General features: G+C 71.1%; 19 protein-coding genes. 14 read left to right on the plus strand and 5 right to left on the minus strand.

Going from position 1 to position 17,892, the window contains the following annotated elements:
- Positions 1 to 402 carry a dihydrofolate reductase family protein gene (locus tag H537_RS0137430; RefSeq protein WP_029001947.1) on the minus strand — a complete coding sequence of 134 codons (402 nt, stop codon included), beginning with the start codon at positions 400 to 402 and terminating at the stop codon, positions 1 to 3.
- 322 nt (positions 403 to 724) lie between these two features.
- Between H537_RS0137430 and H537_RS54785 the strand changes: the two genes are divergently transcribed.
- Complete coding sequence (locus H537_RS54785) at positions 725 to 1,207, plus strand: BON domain-containing protein (RefSeq protein WP_051244550.1); 483 nt, start codon at positions 725 to 727, stop codon at positions 1,205 to 1,207.
- A gap of 87 nt (positions 1,208 to 1,294) precedes the next feature.
- Here H537_RS54785 and H537_RS0137440 read toward each other — a convergent pair whose 3' ends face one another.
- The gene (locus tag H537_RS0137440) at positions 1,295 to 1,522 is read right to left on the minus strand and encodes a hypothetical protein (protein WP_029001948.1); all 228 of its coding nucleotides are present in this window, start codon (positions 1,520 to 1,522) and stop codon (positions 1,295 to 1,297) included.
- A 361-nt stretch (positions 1,523 to 1,883) separates the two neighbouring features.
- Between H537_RS0137440 and H537_RS0137445 the strand changes: the two genes are divergently transcribed.
- The 8 genes from H537_RS0137445 (at position 1,884) to H537_RS0137480 (ending at position 9,725) form a co-directional block, all read left to right on the plus strand.
- Positions 1,884 to 2,537, plus strand: a complete 654-nt coding sequence (locus tag H537_RS0137445; protein WP_051244551.1) for a hypothetical protein — start codon at positions 1,884 to 1,886, stop codon at positions 2,535 to 2,537.
- A gap of 82 nt (positions 2,538 to 2,619) precedes the next feature.
- Entirely contained in the window at positions 2,620 to 3,645 is a 1,026-nt protein-coding gene (locus H537_RS0137450; RefSeq protein ID WP_029001950.1) for a M14 family zinc carboxypeptidase, read from the plus strand.
- Positions 3,642 to 4,475: an alpha/beta fold hydrolase gene (locus H537_RS47970; RefSeq protein WP_051244552.1), complete on the plus strand. Its 834-nt coding sequence runs from the start codon at positions 3,642 to 3,644 to the stop codon at positions 4,473 to 4,475. The genes H537_RS0137450 and H537_RS47970 overlap by 4 nt, the downstream gene beginning before the upstream one ends.
- Positions 4,476 to 4,539: 64 nt before the next feature.
- Positions 4,540 to 5,508, plus strand: a complete 969-nt coding sequence (locus H537_RS47975) for a GntR family transcriptional regulator (RefSeq protein ID WP_051244554.1) — start codon at positions 4,540 to 4,542, stop codon at positions 5,506 to 5,508.
- A 134-nt stretch (positions 5,509 to 5,642) separates the two neighbouring features.
- Positions 5,643 to 6,707: an isocitrate/isopropylmalate dehydrogenase family protein gene (locus H537_RS0137465; RefSeq protein ID WP_029001951.1), complete on the plus strand. Its 1,065-nt coding sequence runs from the start codon at positions 5,643 to 5,645 to the stop codon at positions 6,705 to 6,707.
- Between the two features lie 404 nt (positions 6,708 to 7,111).
- Positions 7,112 to 8,374, plus strand: coding sequence for a 3-oxo-tetronate kinase (otnK, locus tag H537_RS0137470; protein ID WP_029001952.1), 1,263 nt, complete (start codon positions 7,112 to 7,114; stop codon positions 8,372 to 8,374).
- A complete protein-coding gene (locus H537_RS0137475; protein ID WP_029001953.1) occupies positions 8,371 to 9,027 on the plus strand; it encodes a class II aldolase/adducin family protein in 657 nt (218 codons plus the stop codon). Before otnK ends, H537_RS0137475 begins: the two co-directional genes overlap by 4 nt.
- A gap of 14 nt (positions 9,028 to 9,041) precedes the next feature.
- Entirely contained in the window at positions 9,042 to 9,725 is a 684-nt protein-coding gene (locus H537_RS0137480; RefSeq protein WP_029001954.1) for an aspartate/glutamate racemase family protein, read from the plus strand.
- A 477-nt stretch (positions 9,726 to 10,202) separates the two neighbouring features.
- On the opposite strand, the gene H537_RS0137485 is transcribed toward H537_RS0137480, so the two are convergent.
- The 3 genes from H537_RS0137485 to H537_RS0137495 all read right to left on the minus strand — a co-directional run bounded on the left by H537_RS0137485 (position 10,203) and on the right by H537_RS0137495 (position 13,422).
- Positions 10,203 to 11,201, minus strand: coding sequence for a Bug family tripartite tricarboxylate transporter substrate binding protein (locus tag H537_RS0137485; RefSeq protein WP_029001955.1), 999 nt, complete (start codon positions 11,199 to 11,201; stop codon positions 10,203 to 10,205).
- Between the two features lie 98 nt (positions 11,202 to 11,299).
- Positions 11,300 to 12,328, minus strand: coding sequence for a porin (locus H537_RS47980; protein WP_051244556.1), 1,029 nt, complete (start codon positions 12,326 to 12,328; stop codon positions 11,300 to 11,302).
- 86 nt (positions 12,329 to 12,414) lie between these two features.
- Entirely contained in the window at positions 12,415 to 13,422 is a 1,008-nt protein-coding gene (locus H537_RS0137495) for a tripartite tricarboxylate transporter substrate binding protein (protein WP_051244558.1), read from the minus strand.
- Positions 13,423 to 14,086: 664 nt separating this feature from the next.
- Between H537_RS0137495 and H537_RS47985 the strand changes: the two genes are divergently transcribed.
- From H537_RS47985 to H537_RS0137520, 5 genes are read left to right on the plus strand one after another with little or no spacing between them, the layout of a single operon-like run.
- Positions 14,087 to 15,001 carry an amidohydrolase family protein gene (locus H537_RS47985; protein WP_051244559.1) on the plus strand — a complete coding sequence of 305 codons (915 nt, stop codon included), beginning with the start codon at positions 14,087 to 14,089 and terminating at the stop codon, positions 14,999 to 15,001.
- A gap of 38 nt (positions 15,002 to 15,039) precedes the next feature.
- Positions 15,040 to 15,459, plus strand: coding sequence for a cupin domain-containing protein (locus tag H537_RS0137505; protein WP_029001957.1), 420 nt, complete (start codon positions 15,040 to 15,042; stop codon positions 15,457 to 15,459).
- Positions 15,456 to 15,755: an antibiotic biosynthesis monooxygenase family protein gene (locus tag H537_RS0137510; protein ID WP_029001958.1), complete on the plus strand. Its 300-nt coding sequence runs from the start codon at positions 15,456 to 15,458 to the stop codon at positions 15,753 to 15,755. Before H537_RS0137505 ends, H537_RS0137510 begins: the two co-directional genes overlap by 4 nt.
- Positions 15,756 to 15,791: 36 nt before the next feature.
- Positions 15,792 to 16,766 carry a Bug family tripartite tricarboxylate transporter substrate binding protein gene (locus tag H537_RS0137515; protein ID WP_029001959.1) on the plus strand — a complete coding sequence of 325 codons (975 nt, stop codon included), beginning with the start codon at positions 15,792 to 15,794 and terminating at the stop codon, positions 16,764 to 16,766.
- 51 nt (positions 16,767 to 16,817) lie between these two features.
- Positions 16,818 to 17,882: an isocitrate/isopropylmalate dehydrogenase family protein gene (locus H537_RS0137520; RefSeq protein ID WP_029001960.1), complete on the plus strand. Its 1,065-nt coding sequence runs from the start codon at positions 16,818 to 16,820 to the stop codon at positions 17,880 to 17,882.
- The last annotated feature ends 10 nt before the right edge of the window (positions 17,883 to 17,892 follow it).

The raw sequence follows: 17,892 nt of genomic DNA on the forward strand, positions 1-17,892 counted from the left end.
TCAAGCCCCGCCGGCCGTGAGCCATTCGGGCTTGAACCAGCGGTCGGCGTCGCCGTCGTAGGGCAGCCGCGTCACGTCCCAGTGGCGGATGAAGGGCGCGTAGGCGTCCCACACCGCCGGGCCGCCGCCGATGAAGACCACGCGGCCGGGGTAGCGCGCCAGCACCTCGGCCGGCGCCTCGCCGGAGCGGATCACCGCCACCGTGCGCTCCGCCTTCGCGAACTCGGGGACGCTGGCGATGGTGCGCGGCCCGGCCAGCAGCACGTGGCCGCGGGTGATCTCGAAGAAGCGCGCCACGTCCTCGCGGAAGGCGCGAGCGCGCTCGCCCTCCCAGGGCATGCGCCCGTGCAGGCCGAGCTGGCCGCGCAGGCCGATGGCGCAGATGGCTCGAACGTCGGTCATCGCGGGACTCCTTTGCAAGGGCTGGGGCTGGGACGCCGGGCAGCGCGGTCGTGGTGCCGTACCACGGCGGGCTGCGCGGCGCTCGTCAGGAAACGTCCCGCACCCGGGGCAACCGCCGTGCTTGAGCTGGCGCAAGGCCGGCCGGCGGGGAGCGCGTGAATCATGCGCCGGCATGCCGTGCCTTTATCACGGCCAAGAACCAAGGGTTAACGAGCATAGGGTTTCGCCCTGCCGCGAGCGTGAAGTAAGCCCGCTGCAAAGCTGGCGGCGCACGCTGCGGCCCGCACCCCACCAAAGCACACAGCCCATCAAGGAGCGAGACATGGAAACCGATGCCGATCTGAAGCGAGACGTCGAAGCCGAGCTGGCCTGGGACGCGGCCGTGAAGGCCCTGCCGATCAAGGTGGCGGTGCGCGACGGCGTGGTGACGCTCTCGGGCCAGCTGGAGGCCTACACCGAGCGCTGCGCGGTGGAGCGTGCGCTGCAGCGCGTCAACGGCGCGCGCAGCATCAAGCTGGACCTGGAGGTGGTGCTGCCGCCGGAACTCCAGCGCGGCGACGCCGAGATCGCCCAGGCCGCGCGCGCCGCGCTGCAGTGGAGCGCGCCCTCGCTGATGGACGACGTGAGCGTGAGCGTGGACGACGGCTGGCTCACGCTGGAAGGCGAGGTCGATCGCGCCTCGCTGCGCAAGCGCGTGGAAGACGCCATGCGCGACCTCACCGGGCTGGTCGGCCTGACCAACCGCATCACGCTGCGCAGCCGTGGGGCGTCGGCCGTGCGCGTCGATGCCGTGATGGTGCGCTGAGCACGCCATCGGGGTTGCCGCCGCAACGGTCCCCGCAGGCTTGCTCCACGGCGGCCCTCGTGCCGCCGCCGTTGCTGCGTCACCGCATCACTGCAGTGGCTCGCGCAACATCCCGCGCAGCGCCCGCAGCACCATTTCCGGCGTCGGGTGCGCCTCCTGCGACAGCTCGGGCCGCGAGCGCACGATGCACAGCACGGCTTGCCGGTCCTCCCAGGAAGCGCAGCGGCAGGCCTCCACGAGCGCATCGCCGACGAAGTTGGAATCCGCCAGGTGCACCGCGTGCGCGATCAGCGCCATGGCATTGAGTGTGTGCATGTCCTGCCTCCGGTCGTCCCCTGCGACCCGTGCGATGGCGTTCACTGTGCGCCGCCGCACGTCCCTCGCAGCCCAACGCCCTGCTCCCCGGTGAATGCTTGTGTGGCGCCTGTCTGACGAGGTGTCTCACCTGTGCAGGGGATGGCGAAAGCTGCGTGGACCATTTTCCGGACTGGTTGCGCCCGGAACCGGACATCCAGGGTGCCCGTTCCGGGGTTCTCCGACCCCCTCACCAGAAGGCATCCGCGCGGATGCGGTATTGCCAGGCACCGTGTTTTCGGTCTAGGTGCAGCGCCAGGGGCCCTCGCGCCGAAACGGCGTGAAATGGTATAAATCATTTACACCATTTCAGGAGCAAACCATGTCCCGCAAGACCGAACACCCGGCGCCCGCCGTGCTGCTGTCCACCGCGGCGCCGGAGGGCACGGACGCCGCCCTGCCTGCGGCCGTGGACACCCCCAGCGCGCCGCCCGCGACGGTGGCGCCGCTGGCCGCGGCGGCCGCCGCCGTGGTGGCGTCGCCGGCCGAAGCGCCGGCCAGGCGGCTCAAGGCCGTCAAGCCGGCGGCCCGCAGCCTCCCGTCGGACAAGCCGGCCCAGGCCGCCAAGCCCGCGAAGGCTGAAGCCGCCGCCAAGGCCGGCAAAGCCGCCAAGGCGCCAGGCGAAGCCGCCGCGTCCAAGGCCGGCAAGCCGGTGAAGCTTGACAAGCCCGCCAAGGCCGAGAAGGTTGAGAAAGCCGCCAAGTCCGACAAGCCCGCCGCCCCGGGGGCGGACGCCGAGGCGGCCAAGGCCTTCGTCAAACCCAAGCTCGTGCGCGACAGCTTCACCATGCCGCGTGGCGACTTCGCGCTGATCGGCGTGCTCAAGGAGCGCGCGCTGGGCTTCAAGCGCCCGGCCAAGAAGAGCGAGCTGCTGCGCGCCGGGCTGCATGCGCTGGCCGCCCTGGACGACGTGAAGCTGCAGGCCGCACTGGAGGACCTCACGCCGCTGAAGGCCGGCCGCCCGAAGAAGGGCTGAGGCCGCTCCCGCCCGGGCCCGCCGGCTGCCTGGGCCGGGACGGCCACGCCGGTCCCGCCGCGTGACGAGGAGAACGTCCACCATGCGCCCCAGCGCAGTCACCGAACCCGTGGAGCTGGCCGAGCTGCAGCGGCTGCTCGATGGCGCGCCCGCGCCGGTGCAGGTGTGCATCCTGTGCGAGGTGGACGCGGGCGGGCGGCGGCTGCCGGTGCCGGCCTTCATGCTGGGCAACCCCGCGCCCCAGGTGCCGGCGGCGGGCTTCTTCGGCGGCGTGCACGGGCTGGAGCGCATCGGCGCCGCGGTGGTGCTGTGCTTCCTGCGCAGCGTGCTGGCGCGGCTGCGCTGGGACGAACTGCTGCAGCGGCAGCTGGAGCGCATGCGGCTGGTGTTCATGCCGGTGGTCAATCCCGGCGGGCTGTGGGCCGGCACGCGCGCCAATCCGCAGGGCGTGGACCTGATGCGCAACGCCCCGGTGGACGCCGCCGAAGCCGTGGCGCCGCTGGTGGGCGGGCAGCGCCTGTCGCGGCGCCTGCCCTGGTACCGCGGCCCGCGCCACGCGCCGCTGCAGGCCGAGAGCCAGGCGCTGTGCGCGCTGGTGCGCCGCGAGCTGCTGAGCCACGAGTTCAGCCTCGCCGTCGATTGCCACTCCGGCTTCGGCCTGCACGACCGGCTGTGGTTTCCCTACGCCGGCACGCGCGCGCCGGTGCCGCACCTGGCCGAGCTGCACGCGCTCAGCCGGCTGCTGGACGAGTCGCTGCCGCAGCACCGCTACCTCTTCGAGCCGCAGAGCCGCCACTACCTAGCCCACGGCGACCTGTGGGACTACCTCTACCGCGAGGCCTGCCGCGAGCCCGGGCGCACCTTCCTGCCGCTGACGCTGGAGATGGGCTCCTGGCGGTGGGTGCGCAAGAACCCGCGCCAGCTGCTGTCGGCGCAGGGCCTGTTCAACCCGCTGCCCGAACACCGCCACGCGCGCGTGCTGCGCCGCCACCTGGGCTGGCTGGAGCTGGCGGCGCGCGCGGCCTGCAGCCACCGCGCCTGGTGCCCGCACGGCGCGGAGCGCGAGCGCCAGCAGCACTTGGCGCTGCGGCGCTGGTACGGCGCATGACCGCGCCGGCCGGGCTGCCCCGCGCGGCGCAGGCGCCGCGCACCTGGGTGCTGCTGCGCGGCCTCACGCGCGAGGCCGGGCACTGGGGCGATTTTCCGTTGGCGCTGGCGCGGCGGCTGCCCGGGCGCGTGTTCACGCCGGACCTGCCGGGCAACGGCGCGCTGCACCGCGAGCGCAGCCCGCTGCGCATGCGCGACATGGTCGCGTCCTGCCGCGGGCAGCTGCGCGCGCAAGGCGTGGACGGGCCCGTGCACCTGGTGGCGATGTCGCTGGGCGCGATGGTGGCGCTGGCCTGGGCCGAAGCCTTTCCGCGCGAGCTGGCCGCGGCCGTGCTGGTCAACACCAGCCTGCGCGGCCTGAGCCCGTGGCACCGGCGGCTGCGTCCCGCGGCGCTGGCCGCGCTGCTGGGCCTGCTGGCACGCGGCGACGCGGCGGCGCGCGAGGCGGCGGTCCTGCACCTGACCAGCCGCCGCGTGGCGCAGGTGCCGCCGCACTGGCTCGCGCTGGGCCGTGCGCGCCCGGTGTCGCGGCTCAATGCGCTGCGCCAGCTCCTGGCCGCGGCCGGCTTCCAGGCGCCCGCAGCTGCTCCGCCGGTGCCGCTGCTGCTGCTGGCTTCGCGGGGCGACGCGCTGGTCGATGCGCGCTGCTCGTTGGCGCTGGCCGCGCATTGGGGGCTGCCGCTGGCGCTGCATCCGGACGCCGGGCACGACCTGCCGCTGGACGACGCGGGCTGGTTGATCGAGCAGGTGGCGCACTGGCTGGCGCAGCGGGGCGATGCGGCTCCGCAGGCATCGGCGAAGCCGGCATCCGGCTGCATCACGAGCAGATAAAGTACAGCCGCTGCCGCCCGGTGCCCCGTGCCGGCGCGGGCATTGAAAACTTCCTGCCATCGCCATGCCTGACTCCTCTCCCCCCTCGCCGCCGGGCGGCATCGTTCCCGTCCTGGCCGGACGCGTGCTGGAGCTGCTGACCAGCGGCTCCTACGCCGTGGGCGACCGCCTCACCGAGCAGTCGCTGGCCGACCGGCTGGGCGTCTCGCGCTCGCCGGTGCGCAAGGCGCTGCAGTACCTGGAGGCGCTGGGCGCGCTGAGCTCGGTGCCCAACCGCGGCTTCCAGGTGGCGCAGGACACGGCGCAGCTGCGCCGCATCCGCATCGAGGACGAGGAATCCGACGAGGCGATCTACATGCGCATCGTGGACGACCGGCTGAGCGAGGCCATCGCCGAGGAGGTGTCGGAGGCGCAGCTGATGGAGCGCCACGGCCTCACGCGGCTGCAGGTGCAGCGCGTGCTCAACCGCATGGCGCGCGAGGGCCTGGCCGAGCGCAAGCCGGGCCGGGGCTGGCTGTTCCGCCCCGTGCTCAACACGGTGGACTCCCACCGCGAGAGCTACCGCTTCCGCATGATCATCGAGCCCGCCGCCATCCTGGAGCCGACCTTCAAGGTGGACCGCGCGCTGTTCGGGCAGGTGCGGCGCCAGCAGCAGCAACTGCTGGACGGCGGCATCGAGCGCTGGACGGCGGCCGAGCGCTTCCGCGCCGGCGCCGAGTTCCACGAGGCCATCGTGGCTTGCGCGCACAACCGCTTCCTGCTGGATGCGCTGCGCAACGTGAACCAGCAGCGCCGCGTCATCGAGTACCACTCCCACCACACCAGCGCGACGGCAGACCGCGAGCGGCTGTACCGCCAGTGCGAGGAGCACCTGGCGCTGCTGGACCTGCTGGAAGCCGGCGAGCGCATGGAGGCCTCGCACCGGCTGCGCCAGCACCTGGACGTGGTGCGCGCCATCAAGACCGACAGCACCGCCCCCGCCGCGCCGGACGCCCCGCGCGGCGCGCGGCTGGCCGTGGAGGTGCACCTGTAGCCGCCGGCGCGGCCGGCCGTGTACGTGGTTTCGCGGACCCGAATCTTTGTATTAACTGTTGATTTGGTGCAATCCAGTCTCTACACTGCGGGACATGGCAGGTGACGCCATGTCCTTTCGGTCTGGAGACAAGCATGAAGATCCTCGTGTTGCCGGGTGACGGCATCGGTCCTGAAATCGTCGAAGCCTCGGTGGGCGTGCTGCGCGCGGCGGACGCCAAATACAAGCTGGGCCTGGAGTTCGACTACGACGACGTGGGCTTCGCCAGCCTGGAGAAGCACGGCACCACGCTGCGCGAGGAAGTGCTGCAGAAGGCCCGCGGCTACGACGGGATCATCCTGGGCACGCAGTCGCATGCCGACTACCCGGCGCCCGAGAAGGGCGGCCGCAACGTGTCGGCGGGCTTCCGCATCGGGCTGGACCTCTACGCCAACGTGCGCCCTGCCCGCACGCGACCCTTCCTGGAATCGAACATGAAGCCGGGCAAGCGCATGGACCTGGTGATCATGCGAGAGGCCACCGAGGGCTTCTATCCGGACCGCAACATGGCGCGCGGCTGGGGCGAGGTGATGCCCAGCCCGGACATGGCGCTCTCCACGCGCAAGATCACGCGGCACTGCAGCGAACGCATCGCGCGCCGCGCCTTCGAGCTGGCGATGACGCGGCGCAGGAAGGTCACGGCCATCCACAAGGCCAACAGCTTCCACATGACCGACGGGCTGTTCCTGGAAGCCGTGCGCCACGTCGCCAAGGACTTCCCCGAGGTGCAGCTCGACGACCTGCTGGTGGACGCCTCCACCGCGCACCTGGTGCGCAGCCCCGAGCGCTTCGACGTGATCGTCGCCACCAACTTCTACGGCGACATCATCTCGGACCTCGCCAGCGAGCTTTCCGGCAGCCTGGGCCTGGCCGGTTCGATGATGGCCAGCGATACGCACTGCTGCGCGCAGGCGCAGCACGGCTCGGCGCCGGACATCCAGGGCCAGGACAAGGCCAACCCCGTGTCGATGATCCTGTCCGTGGCGATGCTGGTGCAGTGGATGGGCGAGCACCACCGGGCGCCGGCGCTGTCCGAAGCCGGCGCGGCCATCCACGCCGCGGTGGACCGCGTGCTGGAGAACCCCGCCACCCGCACCGCCGACCTCGGCGGCACGCTGGGCTGCAAGGCCTTTGGCGAGGCGGTGGCGCGGGCGGTTTGATTCCGCTGCTCGATCGCAGCTGAAACAGCCGCTCGTCATGCGGGCTTCGCTCGCTGCTGTCCGGGGAAAGTCGAAGCGCTTTTGCAGGACGAAGCACGGGTGCCCGCCCCTCTACTCCGTCATCCCCGCGCAGGCGGGGATCCAGGCGGTCCCCAAGCCGGCCGTGAGCAGATCGCGGGGCACGCTGGTGCCTGTTGGTGTGGCTCGCTGCACCTCTGCTTCGTCCCAAGGTGGGGCCGCCTGGATCCCCGCCTGCGCGGGGATGACGAAGTAGGGTGCACGGCGTCTTGGCTGACGAGATGCAGCCGGACCGCAACTGTCCCCCGACAGCAGTACGCCCTCGCAGGAATGACCAGGCAGCAGGCAAAGCGGTTCAGAACTCACATCACTTCAGGAGCCTCCCCATGCTGTTGGGTTGCATTGCCGACGATTTCACGGGCGCCACCGACCTGGCCAACAACCTGGTGCGCGCAGGCATGCGCGTGGTGCAGACCATCGGCGTGCCCGATGACGCCACCACGGTCGAAGCCGACGCGGTGGTGATCGCGCTCAAGTCCCGCACCATCGAGGCGGACGCGGCCGTCGCGCAATCGCTGGACGCGCTGCGCTGGCTGCGCGCGCACGGGGCGCGGCAGATCTACTTCAAGGTCTGCTCGACCTTCGACTCCACCGAGCGCGGCAACATCGGCCCGGTGGCCGAGGCGCTGGCGGACGCGCTGGACGCGCCTTTCGTCCCCGTGTGCCCCGCCTTCCCCGAGAACCAGCGCACGGTGTTCAAGGGCCACCTCTTTGTCGGCGACCTGCTGCTGAGCGACAGCAGCATGCGCCACCACCCGCTCACGCCCATGACCGACGCCAGCCTGGTGCGCGTGCTGCAGCGCCAGTGCCGTGGCCGCGTGGGCCTGGTGGAGCATGCGGTGGTGCGCCAGGGCGCCGAGGCCGTGCAGGCCCGCATGTCGGCGCTGCAGGCCGAGGGCGCGCGCTTCGGCGTGGTGGACGCCATCGCCAACGAGGACCTCATGGCCATGGGCCGCGCCTTCGCCGCGCTGCCGCTGCTGGTGGCGGGCTCGGGCGTGGCCATCGGGCTGCCGCAGAACCACGGCCTGGCGCCCAGCGCCGCGGCGGCCGAGCTGCCCCGGGTGCCGGGCGCGCGCGCCATCGTCTCGGGCAGCTGCTCGGCGGCCTCCAACGCGCAGGTGGTGGACTTCATGCAGCGCGGTGGCGAGGCCTTCGCGGTGGACCCGCTGCGCATCGCCGCGGGCGAGGATGTGGCCGGCGCGGCGCTGGCCTGGGCCGGGGGCCGGCTGTCGGAGAAACCGCTGCTCTTCTACGCCACGGCCGAGCCCGAAGCGGTCAAGAGCGTGCAGGCGCGGCTGGGCGTGGAAGCGGCCGGTGCGCTGGTGGAGCGCACGCTCTCCGCCATCGCCCGCGGACTGGTCGAGCGCGGCGTGCGCCAGCTCGTCGTGGCCGGCGGCGAGACCTCCGGCGCCTGCGTGCAGGCGCTGCAGGTGCCGCGCATGCGCATCGGTCCGCAGATCGACCCCGGCGTGCCGTGGTGCCACGCGCAGTCGCCCGTGGCCGGCGCGCAGGGGCTGCTGCTGGCGCTGAAGTCGGGCAACTTCGGCACGGTGGACTTCTTCACCAAGGCCTTCGGGATGCTGGCATGAGCGAGCTGGAACTGCGGGAAGAAATCTGCCGTGTCGGCCGCAGCCTGTTCGAGCGCGGCTACGTGCACGCCACGGCCGGCAACATCAGCGTGCGCACGGACGACGGCTTCCTCATCACGCCCACGGACGCCTGCCTGGGCTTCCTGCAGCCCGAGCGCCTGGCGAAGGTGTCGGCCGCCGGCGAGCAGCTCGGCGGCGACCGCGCCAGCAAGACGCTGGCGCTGCACCGGCGCATCTACGCGGCCGAGCCGCAGGCGCGCTGCGTGATCCACACCCATTCCACCCACCTGGTGGCGCTGACGCTCTCGGGCGTGTGGAGCGAGGAAGCCATCCTGCCGCCCATCACGCCCTACTTCGTGATGAAGGTGGGCCAGGTGCCGCTGATCCCGTACCACCGCCCGGGCGACCCGGCCGTGGCGGATCTGGTGGCCGGCGCCATCGACTCGGCACGGCAGCGCGGCGCGTGCCTGTCGGCCGTGATGCTCGACCGCCTGGGCCCCAACGCCTGGGCCGCCACGCCCGCGGCGGCGATGGCGGTGCTGGAGGAGCTGGAAGAAACGGCCCGGCTGTGGCTGCTGTCGAACCCCAAACCCGCGCCGCTGGACGAGGCGGCCGTCGAGGAGCTGCGCCAGGTCTTCGGCGCCTCCTGGTGAACCGGACATCGCCCATGAGCACTGACGATCCCACCCCGCGCATCGCGCTCATCCATGCCGTCTACGTCGCAATGGCGCCGGTGGAATCGGCGTTCCTGGAGCGCTGGCCGCAGGCCCGGCGCGTCAACCTGGTGGACGACGCGCTGCCCGCCGACCTGGAGCGCGACGGCCGGCTGACGCCGGCCCTGCGCGCGCGCATCCGCCGCCTGGCGGAGCACGCCATCACGGACGGCGCGGACGCGGTGCTCTTCACCTGTTCGGCCTTCGGCGAGGCGATCGCCGCCGCGGCGGCCGAGCTGCCGGTGCCCGTGCTCAAGCCGAACGAGGCAATGTTCGAGGCCGCCCTGGGCGCGGGCCGGCGCATCGGGATGCTTGCCACCTTCGGTGCGGCGGTGCCGGCGATGGAGGAGGAATTCCAGGCCATGGCGCGCCAGCGCGGCATCGACGTGTCGCTGGAGGTGGTGTGCCTGCCCGAGGCCCTGGCCGCGGCCAAGGCCGGCGACATGGCGACGCACGACCGCCTGCACGTCGAGGCGGCGCCGCGCCTGGCGCACTGCGACGCGGTGATGCTGGCGCACTTCTCCAACTCGCGCGCCCTCGATGCCGTGCAGGCGGTGCTGCCGTGTCCAGTGCTGAGCGCGCCGGGGGCGGCGATCGAGGTGCTGCGGGAACGGGTCGGGGTGTTGAGAGAGGGCTGAAGGCGCTTGGCGGGGATGCGGGCCACGCCACTGCCTTGGTACGCGTGGATGCCGGCTTTTGCTTGGAAAAAGCGGTTGAACGTTGGCCGTGAGCTGGGTTGCCTCGCCAACCACTTCGTCATGACCGTGCAGGCGCGCTGCTGTCCTGGGAAAGTTGAAGCGTTTGCGCAGGACGAAGTACGGGTGGCGGCCTCTCTGCTTCGTCATTCCCGCGAAGGCGGGAATCCAGGCAGCCCCACGCCAGCGCGAAGCCTGGGTGCTGCGAACCACGACCCAAGCCCCGACGTTCAACCCCCTCTGCTTGCGGCGGCTTGGGGACCGCCTGGACTCCCGCCTGCGCGGGAATGACGGATCAGGGTGCGAAGCGGCTTGGCTCACGCGCTGCCGCTACTTGGATTTCCCTGCACGGCAGTGCGCCTCCGCCGGAGTGACGAAGCCGGGTACAAGCCAACTCGGCATACGGAGACGCCCTTCATCTCAATCCGGCCGAATTCCCCGCGCCTTGATCAGCTGCCCCCAGCGCTGCGACTCCGAGGCGATGAGGCCGGCGAAGTCCTCCGGCGTGCCGCCGCCGATGACATTGCCCGGGTCGGTGATGCGCTTGGCCAGGTCCGGCTCCTGCAGCGCCTTGTTCACGGCCTGGTTGAGCTTGGCGACGATCGCCGGCGGCGTGCCCTTGGGCGCCACGATGCCGAACCAGTTGGAGATCACCATGTCCTTGATCCCCAGCTCGGCGAAGGTCGGCACGTCCGGCAGCGAGGCCAGCCGCTTGTCGTGCGCCACCGCCAGGGCGCGCATGCGCGGCGGGCTGGACTTCAGGTAGCCCATCGCCGCCGGGACCATCTCGAACATGTAGTCCACCGTGCCGCCCAGCAGGTCGTTGGCGGCCGGGCCGCCGCCGCGGTACGGGATGTGCGCGGCATCGGTGCCGGTGACGATGTTGAACATCTCGCCGGCCAGGTGGAACGAGCCGCCGGAGCCCGCCGAGGCGTAGCTGAGCTTGCCCGGCTGCGCCTTGGAGGCGGCGATCAGCTCCTTCAGGCTCTTGTGCGGCGACTTGTCCGCGCTGACCACCAGCACCAGCGGGCCCCTCTCGATCAGCGCCACGGGGATGAGGTCGCGCTGCGGGTCGTAGCTGAGCTTGGGGAACAGCGTCTTGTTGACCGCCAGCGGCGCGAGGTTGCCGATGCCGATGGTGTGGCCGTCCGGCGCGGCACGGGCGATGAAGTCGGTGCCGATGTTGCCGTTGCCGCCGGGCTTGTTGTCCACCACCACGGCCTTGCCCAGGATCACGGCGAGCTTCTCGCCCAGCTGGCGCGCCCGCGTGTCGGAGCTGCCGCCCGCGGCGTAGGGCACGACCAGCGTGATGGGTTTCGTCGGGTAGTCCTGCGCCATTGCGGACAGGGGACAGCCGGCTGCCGCGAGGGCGGCGGCGAGCAGCACGGCGCGGCGCGCCGGCAGGTGCGGGTAGGTCATGGGTTCTCCTGGGGGTGGGATCGGCGGCCGGATCCGGCGCAGCCGTGTGGCCGGGCCGGGTGCGAAGCGCAAGCCGGCCCGGCGGGAGCTGGTTCAGCTCAGAAGCGGTGGCGCAGGCCCACGCTCACGCCGGTGGCGTTGCGCGTGCCCATGAAGCCGGGCTGCGGATAGGCGCCGCTCAGGCGGTTGTTGTCCACCTCGGCATACAGGTCGGTGCGCTTGGAAAAGTTGTAGTCCAGGCCCACGTAGCCCATCTTGCGCTTGCCCGCGTTGACGACGCTCTGGCGGTCCTGCGCGTAGCTCACCGTCAGCACCAGCGGGGCCGCTAGGTTGTAGTTCAGGCCCAGGCTCCACACGTCGTTTTCCTGCGCGCTGGTGCCGCGGTCGTTGCGCTTCATGTAGCCCAGGAAGGCCTTGAGCTCCTTGCTCACGGCGTAGCTGCCGCCCGCGCCCGAGATGCCGCGCGTGGCGGTGTTGGCCGCGTTGTTGATCTCCTGGTAGTACGCCACCAGGTCCAGCGCGCCGGCGCTGTAGCTCGCGCCCACGCCGCGCCCGCGGCCGTTGGCCTCGTTGAAGGTGTAGCTGGCGTACAGGCCCACGGGGCCGAGCTGCTTGTAGTAGCGCGCCATGTTGTCCTGGCGCGAGACGTGGTGGCTGCTGAACATGGAGATCGCGTCCAGGTTCGGGTTGGGCTGCGGCTGGAAGCGGCCCGACAGCGGGTGCGCCAGCGTGTACTGGCGGCCCAGCGTCACCAGGCCCAGCGGCGAGTCCAGGCCCACCGAGGCCTCGCGGCCGAAGAGCCGCCCGCCCGGGGCGGCCGAGGAGCCGTTGCTGGCGCTGCCGCTGGCCTGCTGCAGCGTGCCGCTGGAGGGATCGAAGCCGCTCTCCAGCGTGAACACGGCCTTCATCCCGCCACCCAGGTCCTCGCTGCCCTTGAGTCCCCAGCGGCTGCCGGTGTAGGCGCCGTCGCCCACGCTGGTGAGCGAGTCGCCGGCGGCGTTGGCGTTGCGCTGGTGGCGCACCGTGGCGTCCACGATGCCGTAGACGGTGACGTTGGACTGGGCGGCGCAAAGCGCAGGCACGAAGGCAGCCGCGCACAGCACGCCGTGCGTGAATCGTTTTTTCATGAGTGGCCCTCTCCTTCAGGGCGTGGCGGAAAGTCGCGCGCTGGCGCGTGAGAGCCCGCCGGCGGCAGGCTCCGGGGAAGCCTTGCTTAGTCGGCCTGGATGCGCGCCTCGCGGATCACCCGCGTCCAGCGCCCCACCTCGGCCTTGACGAACTCGTCGAACTGCTCGCGCGGACCCACCGCGGGCTCCGCGCCCAGCTCGGCGAAGCGGGCCTTGACGTCCTCGGCGGCCATGGCCTTGGCGACCTCGCGCTGCAGCTTGTCGAGCACCGGCGCGGGCGTCTTCGCCGGAGCCGACAAGCCGACCCAGTGCAGCATCTGGAACTCGGGCAGCCCGGCCTCGGCGAAGGTCGGCACATCGGGCAGCTTGGGTGCGCGCCGGGTGCCCGTGACGGCCAGCGCGCGCAGCTTGCCGGCGCCCAGGAAGGCGCCGCCGGCGGTGATGCTGTCCAGCAGCACGTCGATCTCGCCGCCCATGAGCGCGGTGATGGACTGGCCGCCGCCCTTGTAGGGCACGTGCTGCAGCTCCATGCCCGCGGTGGCGTCCAGCAGCGCCATGGCCAGGTGCGAGGTGCTGGCCACGCCGCCGCTGCCGTAGTTGAGCTTGCCCGGCTGGGCCTTGGCGGCAGTGATCAGCCCCTTGAGCGACTTGTGCGGCGAGTTGTTGGCGGTCATGAGCGCCAGCGGGGACTCGGCCACCTTCGTCACGCCGGTGAAGTCCCGCAGCGTGTCGTAGCTCAGGCGGCTGCCGTAGAGGGCCGGCGCGGTGACGAAGGGCGCGCTGTTGAACAGCAGCGTGTAGCCGTCCGCGGGCGCCTTGGCGACCTGCGCCGTGCCGATGGTGCCGCCCGCGCCCACCTTGTTCTCGACGATGAACTGCTGGCCCAGGTTGGCGCTGAGCTTGGCGGCCAGGATGCGCGCCATCACGTCGTTGGGACCGCCCGGCGAGAAGGCCACCACGATGGTCACGGGCTTGGCGGGGTAGGCCGGCTGCGCCTGCGCCCAGGAAGCGCCGCCGGCCAGCAGCGAGGCCCCGAGCGCAAGAAGGCACCGGCGCAGCGGGGCCGGCGCGGCAGGTGGGGGCGAGTGATGCATGGGCTGTCTCCGTGGCCTGTGTGAACACGCCCACCCGGCAGGTGGGTTCGTCTGTGCGTTATTGTATGAAGGTAAACTTTAGTACAAAGACTAGGGTTTGCCCTTGACCATGTCGAGCGAAGAAACAACGCTCACGCGGCCTGAAATGGCCGGTAGGTGTCATCCGGAGGAGCGAAGCGAATGGGTTCAGGCACTGAGGTAATACAAAGTAATGGGCTTTTTGAACTCGCGGGGCAGAGGGTTCCGGCCGCGCGGCTCCGCTGGCGGGATGCAGGGCACGCGTGACGTACCGGCTGGTCCGTCCCTGGCGGGCCATCCACGCGCGACATGCCGGAGCTTAGGGAGAAAATTTGGTATTTTGGATAAATACAAGTCCAAACTACTCGGGTAATGCCGTCGCTTTTCCGCATGGGGCAGTCCCGGCGCCGGCCCAAGCGCCCCTCTTCGTGCCTGCTGCCGGCACTGTTCAAAACCACGATCGGGCAAGAGGACAAAGCCCGGTGCGAGGGCCCTTGTCAGCGCCCCGCCGCAGCCCCCGTGGAGTCCCAGCCCAACCGGGGCCTACGTGGAAGCACGTACTTTCCTGGTTTTGTTTGGTCTTTTATAGTTCAACAAAACCAAGCACTTTTTGATGTTTGGTGTTGCACCCCCAGAACCATCCGCCATGCCTTCCTGCACCTCCACCCTGCCGGTCGATGCCCCGCTTCCACGCGGTGCCACCGACGTGCATGTCCACGTGTTCGACCCGGTCCGCTTCGCCTATGCCCAGGGGCGCAGCTACACGCCGGGCGAAGCCGGCGTCGCGGCCTTGCGCGAACGGCATGCGCAGTTGGGCATCGAGCGCGTGGTGCTGGTGCAGCCCAGCGTCTACGGCAGCGACAACGCCTGCCTGCTCGACGCCCTCGCGCAGCTGGGCGCCGAGCGTGGCCGCGGCATCGCCGTGGTGGACCTGGAGCGCGTGACGCGTGCTGAGCTGCTGGCGCTGCATGCCGGCGGGGTGCGCGGCATCCGGCTGAACCTGGAGGTGCGCCACGAAGCCGACCCGGCGCGCGTGCTGGCCGAGCTGCGGCGGGCCGCGGCCGTCGCCGACCTGCCGGGCTGGAACGTGCAGATCCACTGCGCCGCAGCGCTGCTGCCCACCGTGGCCCAGGCGCTGGACGCTTTCCGCGTGCCACTGGTGCTGGACCACTTCGCCGGGCTGCGCGCGGCGCACACCGACACGGCGGCGCTTCCACTGCGCGAGCTGCTGGAGCTGCTGGCCACGGGCCGCGTCTGGCTGAAGCTTTCCGGCTTCTACAAGGCTTCGAGCGACGCGCCGCACCACGCCGACCTGGCGCCGCTGGCCCGCACGCTGATCGCGGCCCGGCCGGACCGGCTGCTGTGGGGCTCGGACTGGCCGCACACCGGCGGCGGCGGGCGCGAGCGCGACCCCGCCCGCATCGAGCCCTTCCGGCAGGTGGACCTGCCCGCCAGCCTTGCGGCTCTGCGCTCCTGGACCCCCGACGCCGCGGTGCTGCACCGCATCCTGGTGAGCAATCCCGCCGGGCTCTACGGCTTCGCCGTGGACGCCGCGGCCTGAGCGCCGCTCCTCCATCCAACGACCTGGAGACACAGACCATGACCCAACCCGACCAGCGCAAGGCCGCCGTGCTGCGCCCTTCCGAGATCAAGACGCACGACCGCGGCGGCGGCGCCAGCACCACGCCGCTGGTGGGCCCGTCGGTGGGCGCCACGGCCTTCATCAACGGCATCACGACCTTCGGGCCGGGCACCAAGATCCCCTTCCACAGCCACAACTGCGAAGAGAGCGTGATGCTGCTCGAAGGCGAGGCCATGCTGGACGTCGAAGGCCAGGAGTCGGTGCGGCTGCAACCGCTGGACACCACCTGGCTGCCGCCCAACCTGTCGCACCGCTTCCGCAACCTCTCCGACACCCAGCCGATGAAGATCCTGTGGATCTACGCGCGGCTGGACGCCACGCGCACGCTCACCGAGAGCGGCGCGACCAACTTCGTCTCCGCGGAGCACAAGAAGTGATCTTCGAAATCGCCCACATCGCCGTGAAGCCCGGCATGGAATCCGCCTTCGAGCAGGGCGTGGCCGAGGCCGCGCCGCTGTTCCAGCGCGCCAAGGGCTGCCACGGCCTGTCGCTGCAGCGCGGCATCGAAGAGCCCACGCATTACCGCCTGGTGGTGCGCTGGGAGACGGTGGAGGACCACACGGTCCACTTCCGCAACTCCGAGGATTTCCAGAGCTGGCGCGCCCTGGTGGGCCACTGCTTCGAGAGCGCGCCTCGGGTCGAGCACGTCGCCACGGTGCTGCAGCCGTTCTGAGCGCGCCGACGCCACACCCCCACCGGAGACAAGTCCATGAATCGACGCCTTGCCCTCGGGCTGGCGCTGGGCGCCCCTGCGCTCGCGGCGCTGCCCTCCATCGCGCTGGCCCAGGCCTATCCCCATAAACCGATCACCGTGGTCGTGCCCTTCGCCGTGGGCGGCGGCAGCGACAACGTCGCCCGCATGATCACGGCCAAGCTCACCGAGCGCACCGGCAAGAGCTTCGTCATCGACAACCGCGGTGGCGGCGGCACCAACATCGGCAACGAGGCCGCCGCGCGCGCCACGCCCGACGGCTACACGGTCCTGCTGGGCCAGTTCACGCTGTCGGTGAACCCGCACCTCTACGCGGGGCTGCGCTACGACGTCGACAAGAGCTTCGTGCCGGTGGTGCACGTCGCCGACGCGCCCACGGTGCTGGTGGTGCCGGCATCCTCGCCGCTCAAGGACGTGGCCGGCGTGGTGGCCGCGGCCAAGGCCCGGCCGGGCAAGCTCAACTTCGGCTCCGGCGGTTCGGGCACCTCGGTGCACCTGGCCGGCGAGCTGTTCAAGCTGCAGAACAAGGTCGACCTGGTGCACATCCCCTACAAGGGCAGCGCCCCGGCGATGACGGACCTCATCGGCGGCCAGATCGAGATGATGTTCGACACCTCGACCTCCGCGCTGCCGCACATCAAGGGCGGCAAGGTGCGCGCCCTGGGCGTGGCCGCCGGCCAGCGCCTGCGCGAGCTGCCCAACGTGCCCACCTTCGCCGAGCAGGGCTTCAAGGACTTCGACGTGCCGGCCTGGTACGGCTTCCTCGCGCCCAAGGGCACGCCGTCGGAGGCCGTGCAGTGGCTCAACGCCGAGGTCAACGCCGTGCTCAAGGACCCGGCCGTCGTGGCCAAGCTCGATGCCATCGGCGCTGTCGCCGTGGGCGGCACGCCCGCGCAGATGGGCGAGTTCATGAAGGCGCAGTCCGGCCGCTGGGCCAAGGTCATCAAGGACGCCGGCATCAAGCTCGACTGAGCCCCGGCACCACGCATCACCCCACTTCACTTCCATCCCAAGGCATCCACCATGAAGATTCTGGTTCTCCCCGGCGACGGCATCGGCCCCGAGATCGTCGAAGCGTCCGTGAACGTGCTCCAGGCCGCCGACGCCAAGTTCAAGCTGGGCTTCGAGTTCGACTACGAGGACGTGGGCTTCACCAGCCTCGAAAAGCACGGCACCACGCTGCGCGAGGAGGTGCTGCAGAAGGCCCGCGGCTACGACGGGATCATCCTGGGCACGCAGTCGCACGCCGACTACCCGGCGCCGGAAAAGGGCGGGCGCAACATCTCCGCAGCCTTCCGCGTGCTGCTCGACCTCTACGCCAACGTGCGCCCTGCCCGCACGCGCTCCTTCCTGGAGTCGAACATGAAGCCGGGCAAGACCATGGACCTGGTGATCATGCGCGAGGCCACCGAGGGCTTCTATCCGGACCGCAACATGGCGCGCGGCTGGGGCGAGATGATGCCCAGCCCCGACATGGCCCTGTCGGTGCGCAAGATCACGCGCCACTGCAGCGAGCGCATCGCGCGCCGGGCCTTCGAGCTGGCGATGAAGCGGCGCAAGAAGGTCACGGCCATCCACAAGGCCAACAGCTTCCACATGAGCGACGGCCTGTTCCTGGAGTGCGCGCGCAACGTTGCCAAGGACTTCCCCGAAGTCGAGTTCAACGACCTGCTGGTCGATGCCACCACCGCCTACCTGGTGCGCAGCCCCGAGCGCTTCGACGTGCTGGTGGCCGAGAATTTTTATGGCGACATCCTCTCCGACCTGGCCAGCGAGCTCTCCGGCAGCCTGGGCCTGGCGGGCTCGGTGATGGCCGGCGACGACCTCTGCTGCGCCCAGGCGCAGCACGGCTCGGCGCCCGACATCCAGGGCCAGGACAAGGCCAATCCCGTGTCGATGATCCTGTCGGTGGCGATGCTGGCGCAGTGGATGGGTGAGCACCGCAAGGTGCCGGCGCTGTTCGAGGCGGGCACGGCCATCGACGCGGCCGTGGACCGCGTGCTGGCCAACCCCGCCACGCGCACCGCCGACCTGGGCGGCACGCTGGGCTGCAAGGCCTTCGGCGACGCGGTGGCCCGCGCGCTCTGATCGGCCGGCA

This window comes from Azohydromonas australica DSM 1124 (assembly GCF_000430725.1).
Classification (GTDB): Bacteria; Pseudomonadota; Gammaproteobacteria; order Burkholderiales; family Burkholderiaceae_C; genus Azohydromonas; species Azohydromonas australica.

Bases quoted from the DNA above. Each gene is read 5' to 3' on its own strand.
- H537_RS0137430 (WP_029001947.1), bottom strand. From the start codon at position 402: ATGACCGACGTTCGAGCCATCTGCGCCATCGGCCTGCGCGGCCAGCTC.
- H537_RS54785 (WP_051244550.1), top strand. From the start codon at position 725: ATGGAAACCGATGCCGATCTGAAGCGAGACGTCGAAGCCGAGCTGGCC.
- H537_RS0137440 (WP_029001948.1), bottom strand. From the start codon at position 1,522: ATGCACACACTCAATGCCATGGCGCTGATCGCGCACGCGGTGCACCTG.
- H537_RS0137445 (WP_051244551.1), top strand. From the start codon at position 1,884: ATGTCCCGCAAGACCGAACACCCGGCGCCCGCCGTGCTGCTGTCCACC.
- H537_RS0137450 (WP_029001950.1), top strand. From the start codon at position 2,620: ATGCGCCCCAGCGCAGTCACCGAACCCGTGGAGCTGGCCGAGCTGCAG.
- H537_RS47970 (WP_051244552.1), top strand. From the start codon at position 3,642: ATGACCGCGCCGGCCGGGCTGCCCCGCGCGGCGCAGGCGCCGCGCACC.
- H537_RS47975 (WP_051244554.1), top strand. From the start codon at position 4,540: ATGCCTGACTCCTCTCCCCCCTCGCCGCCGGGCGGCATCGTTCCCGTC.
- H537_RS0137465 (WP_029001951.1), top strand. From the start codon at position 5,643: ATGAAGATCCTCGTGTTGCCGGGTGACGGCATCGGTCCTGAAATCGTC.
- otnK (WP_029001952.1), top strand. From the start codon at position 7,112: ATGCTGTTGGGTTGCATTGCCGACGATTTCACGGGCGCCACCGACCTG.
- H537_RS0137475 (WP_029001953.1), top strand. From the start codon at position 8,371: ATGAGCGAGCTGGAACTGCGGGAAGAAATCTGCCGTGTCGGCCGCAGC.
- H537_RS0137480 (WP_029001954.1), top strand. From the start codon at position 9,042: ATGAGCACTGACGATCCCACCCCGCGCATCGCGCTCATCCATGCCGTC.
- H537_RS0137485 (WP_029001955.1), bottom strand. From the start codon at position 11,201: ATGACCTACCCGCACCTGCCGGCGCGCCGCGCCGTGCTGCTCGCCGCC.
- H537_RS47980 (WP_051244556.1), bottom strand. From the start codon at position 12,328: ATGAAAAAACGATTCACGCACGGCGTGCTGTGCGCGGCTGCCTTCGTG.
- H537_RS0137495 (WP_051244558.1), bottom strand. From the start codon at position 13,422: ATGCATCACTCGCCCCCACCTGCCGCGCCGGCCCCGCTGCGCCGGTGC.
- H537_RS47985 (WP_051244559.1), top strand. From the start codon at position 14,087: ATGCCTTCCTGCACCTCCACCCTGCCGGTCGATGCCCCGCTTCCACGC.
- H537_RS0137505 (WP_029001957.1), top strand. From the start codon at position 15,040: ATGACCCAACCCGACCAGCGCAAGGCCGCCGTGCTGCGCCCTTCCGAG.
- H537_RS0137515 (WP_029001959.1), top strand. From the start codon at position 15,792: ATGAATCGACGCCTTGCCCTCGGGCTGGCGCTGGGCGCCCCTGCGCTC.
- H537_RS0137520 (WP_029001960.1), top strand. From the start codon at position 16,818: ATGAAGATTCTGGTTCTCCCCGGCGACGGCATCGGCCCCGAGATCGTC.